This window comes from Streptomyces sp. NPDC056128, from assembly GCF_042263835.1.
Lineage (GTDB): Bacteria > Actinomycetota > Actinomycetes > Streptomycetales > Streptomycetaceae > Streptomyces.
Genome location: NZ_JBHJVQ010000071.1, coordinates 1 through 4,420 on the forward strand (window position 1 = coordinate 1; position 4,420 = coordinate 4,420).

General features: G+C 66.7%; 5 protein-coding genes. All 5 read left to right on the forward strand.

All coding sequences use genetic code 11. From position 1 onward, the window contains the following. Positions 1–281 precede the first annotated feature (281 nt). On the forward strand, positions 282–860 hold the full coding sequence (locus ACFC1X_RS40550) for an NADPH-dependent FMN reductase (protein ID WP_376364729.1): 579 nt from the start codon (positions 282–284) through the stop codon (positions 858–860). Beyond that, complete coding sequence (locus ACFC1X_RS40555) at positions 857–1,228, forward strand: winged helix-turn-helix transcriptional regulator (RefSeq protein ID WP_376364732.1); 372 nt, start codon at positions 857–859, stop codon at positions 1,226–1,228. The genes ACFC1X_RS40550 and ACFC1X_RS40555 overlap by 4 nt, the downstream gene beginning before the upstream one ends. Before the next feature lie 489 nt (positions 1,229–1,717). After that, entirely contained in the window at positions 1,718–2,017 is a 300-nt protein-coding gene (locus tag ACFC1X_RS40560; RefSeq protein ID WP_376364734.1) for a transposase, read from the forward strand. 463 nt (positions 2,018–2,480) lie between these two features. Continuing rightward, on the forward strand, positions 2,481–4,163 hold the full coding sequence (locus ACFC1X_RS40565; protein WP_376364737.1) for an IS1182 family transposase: 1,683 nt from the start codon (positions 2,481–2,483) through the stop codon (positions 4,161–4,163). Between the two features lie 128 nt (positions 4,164–4,291). Continuing rightward, on the forward strand, positions 4,292–4,420 hold a 129-nt coding region (locus ACFC1X_RS40570), incomplete at its 3' end, for an IS3 family transposase (RefSeq protein WP_376364740.1).

A 4,420-nucleotide genomic window follows, 5' to 3' on the forward strand; every position in this document is an offset into this window, starting at 1 on the left:
CAAGAGGTAAGAACGACTCAAGCCGATCCCACTCCGCATGGGTCAGATCTCCACGCCCCATACAGACAGCCTGACCCCAACACCCCACGTACGTCAGGAGATCCGAGAAACAGTGCCTAGCCGCCGTCCCGCTCACGCCGTCGGTGGCCACGTCCGTGATGACGTGAGACACGAAGGCGGCCGGGCCGTGGGAGCGATTGGGGGGCGACTGCGGATTTCTTATTTACTCAGAAATAGGTAGCCTGGAGCGGTCATCGCGAACGAAAGGCAGACGTCGACCTATGAGCAAGCTGGAAATCATCGTGGCGAGCACACGCCCCGGACGCCTCGGCCCGGGCGTCGCCCGCTGGATCGAGTCGGAGGCCGTGGCACACGGGGGCTTCTCGGAGGTCGAGATCGTCGACCTCGCCGAGGTGAACCTGCCGTTCATGAACGAACCCCACCATCCGCGGCTCGGCCGCTACACCCACCAGCACACCCGTGACTGGAGCGCCAAGATCGCCGAGGCGGACGCCTTCGTCTTCGTGATGCCGGAGTACAATTACGGCTATAATGCTGAGCTCAAAAACGCCATCGACTACCTCCACAGCGAGTGGCGGTACAAGCCGGTGGGGATGGCCAGTTACGGAGGAGTGTCCGCCGGGACGCGGGCCGCGCAGATGATCAAGCAGGTGGTTACCACCCTGAAGATGACGCCGGTCTTCGAAGCGGTGTCCATTCCCTTCGTGCAACAGTTCATCGACGACGACAAGCGCCTCGTGCCGAATGACGTCATGAACAGCTCCGTCAAGGCCATGCTCGACGAACTGGTGCGGTTCACCGAGGCGCTGCGTCCCCTGCGCGCTCCCGCGGCATCATGACGACCGGCACGACGCAGGGCGGTGAGGATACCCACCACCCGGTCTGCGTGCGCTTTCACACGGCGATCGAGATGATCGGCGCACGCTGGACCGGCGCGATCCTGCGGGCACTGTTCACCGAGCAGTACCGGTACGGACAAATCAAGGCAGCCGTCCCGGGAGTCAGCGACACCATGCTGGCACAGCGCCTTCGGGAACTGCAGCGCGACGGCCTCATCGAGCGTCACGTCGTGCCGGTGACACCTGTACAGGTGGAGTACCGGCTCACACGCAAAGGACATGACCTTGAGCCGGTCCTCGACGCGATCATAGCGTGGTCGCACCAGTGGATTCCCCTGCCCGACTCCGACCTCGACCCGACGTCCTGACACGGCGTTTCCGGTGTCGAGGGCTGCTGGAGGGGTGTCGGCCCGGCTGCTGAGCCGGCGGCGCGTCAGGTGTTGTGGGTGTGGAGGACGCCTGCGCTGTAGATGCGCTTGATCTTGCGTGTGGCCGTGATGTCTGCCGGCGGGTCTCCTTCGACCAGGAGCAGGTCGACGCGGAGTCCGGAGCTGACGGCACCGCGGTCGGTGATCCCGAAGTGCTGGGCCGGTGCCGGGACCTCGGCTTCAGCTCGGGAACAACCTGCTGGCGTCGCCTCTGCAGCCTGGAACGAGGCCAGCGTCGGGGATCGTTGCCGAAGCGGCGTACAGGACCCCGGTGGTTGTCGACGAGCGCGGTCTTTCGCGCAGCCGCAAGACCCAGCAGGCTCCCACCGACGCTCGGGCGGGCCGCTACCAGCGTCAGCCGTGAAGCTTCCCCTTGATCGTGGACACCTGGAGACTGGGATCTTGAGGTTCCAGAGGAAGTAGCACCAGGTGGCAAGCACGTACACGAAGCGGTACACCGAGGAGTTCAAGCGGGACGCGATCGCGCTCGTCGATTCCTCGGGCAAGACGGTCACCGCCGTCGCCCGGGAACTCGGGATCAGCTCCGAGTCCCTGCGCGGCTGGTACCGCCGGGCGAAGGCGGACCGGGGTGAGGGCGAGTCCGGTGAGCTGACCAGCGCCGAGCACGAGGAGCTCAAGCGGCTGCGCAAGGAGGTCCGCGAACAGCAGCAGACCATCGAGATCCTGAAAAAAGCGACCGCCTTCTTCGTGAAGGAGAACGACCGGTGAGCGAGCTGTAGCGGCTGATCCATGCGGAGAAGGCGACGTACCCGATCGTCCTGCTGTGCCGGGTGCTGAAAGTCGCCCGCTCCTCCTGCTACGCCTGGTGCGAGGGCCAGGCGGCCCGCCGTGCTCGTCAGGCAGCCGACGATGCGCTCGCGCACGGGATCAGTGCCTGACGCTGTCGGGGATCTTGGTTTCCGGTGATGTCGATCATGATGAAGATGCCGGGCGAGCGATCCATTTCCGCTGTTCAGGGACCAGCGAACAGACCGGCGGCTCGACGGAGGACGCGACAGCGGCTTCGTGACCGTTGGGCGAACGCATCGTTCGTGCTCTCTGGTGTTGGAGTTGCTGTCGTGACTGGTGCGTTGAGGGCGTTCACCCGTTCGTGGTAGCCGCTCCAGGAACCACGACCGTCGTGATCCGGGCGGGTGGGACGGTTGGCGCCCCGCGATTTCGGAGGTTCGAGATGTGTGTCCGCTCCCGTACCGGCTGCGTGGTTCCTGAGCTGACGGTGCGGGTGGCGCGGGCGTGCAACCCGAACGGCACCACGGCCATGGCCATCCGCGATCACCTCAACGGCCTGTGGAGCGATGAGGACTTCGAGGAGTGGTACGCCAGAGACGGCAAGCCCGGCCTTTCACCAGCCCAGTTGGCCACGGTGTCGGTCCTGCAGTTCCTGCTGGAGCTGTCCGACCGGCAGGCCGCCGAGTCCGTGCGCAACCGCATCGACTGGAAGTACGCGATGGGTATGGAGCTGGAGGACGCCGGCTTTCACCACAGCGTGCTGGCCGACTTCCGCGAGCGTCTGACCGAGGAAGGCCGGGCGGACAAGCTGCTGGACCTGGCGCTGGAGAAGATCCGGGCCATCGGCCTGGTCCGGGAACGCGGCCGGCAGCGCACCGACTCCACCCACGTCCTGGCCGCGGTCCGCGACCTGACCCGCCTGGAGCTGGTCACCGAGGCCATGCGGGCCGCCCTCGAAGAGCTTGCCCGCCGGGCGCCGCACGAGCTGGTCGGCCTGGTGACCGAGGACTGGGGCAAGCGCTACGGCCGCTCAGCCCGGCTCGGCAAGAGCCCCTCCAAGCCGAAGACTCGGATCAAGGAGACCGGTGAGGACGCCCGCCTGCTGCTGCGCTACGTCCACCGCTACCTGCCCGCCCTCCGCGACGGCGAGCAGGTCCGGGCCCTGCGCCAGATCTTCGTGCAGAACTACCGCCTTGATGCCCAGGACCGGCCGAAGTGGCGGGAGCCCGAGGACGCCGGGCTGCCGCCCTCGGCCGTCGCCATCGTCTCGCCCTACGACGTGAGCGCCCGCTACGCACGCCGCGGCGAGACCCGCTGGAAGGGCTTCCTCGCGCACGTCACCGAGACCTGCGACCAGGACACCCCCAGCGTCATCACCGACGTGACCACCACCAAGGCCCCGGTCCACGACACCAAGGCCCTTCCCGGCATCCTGGCCAACCTCGATGATCGGAAATTGCTTTCGAAGGAGCACTTCGTCGACGGCGGCTACCTCTCCGTCGCACTCAAGCAGCAGGTCGCCCGCGAGCACGGTGTCGGCCTGGTCGGACCGATCCGGGCCAGGAGCACCCGCCAGTCCCGCAAGGGCACCGTCTTCCACCGCGAAGCGTTCACCATCGACTGGGACGCCAAGCAGGTCACCTGCCCGCAGGGCAAGGTCAGCCGTCGGTGGTCGACACCGCCTTCCCTCGCGCCCTACGTCAACGCCGAGTTCGCCCTGGGCGACTGCCGCCAGTGCCCGGTGAAGGCCGCCTGCACCCGCACCGACGCCCGGAAGGTCTCCTTCCTGCCGCGTGAGCTCTACGACATCCAGTCCGAGTCGCGGACCGAGCAGCAGACCCAGGAATGGCTCTCGCGCTACTCGCTGCGGGCCGCTATCGAGGGCACGATCAGTGAGTTCGTCAACGGCCACGGCATGCGCCAGTGCCGCTATCGCAGCGAGGACAAAGCCCACGTCCAGCACGTCCTGACTGCCATCGCGGTCAACCTCGAACGCATCGACGCTCATCTGCCACCGTCGCCTGTCCGGCAGCTCCGAAACCCGACAGCCCTTCAGGGCTTCCTCGACTGGCAGCACATCCCGCGATCCCGGTCCTGGCGCGTCGCAACCCACCCCGCCGGCTGAACTGATCGTTCCCAAGGTGGTGGTCACCACCTTGTCCCACACCGGTGCGGAGCTCGGATACCGGGCTCAACCCTGGCACAGCGACCTCGAATGAGCCGCTCGTTCAGCTCGATGATCTTCCCCAAGAGGTGCCCAACCAAGATCCCCGACAGCGTCAGGCACTCACCGTGGTGCACATCGCCTCCCGCCACACCTACGGTGTCCCGCGCATCCACGCCGAACTGCGCCGCCTGGGCCGGCGGGTGAACCGCAAGCGC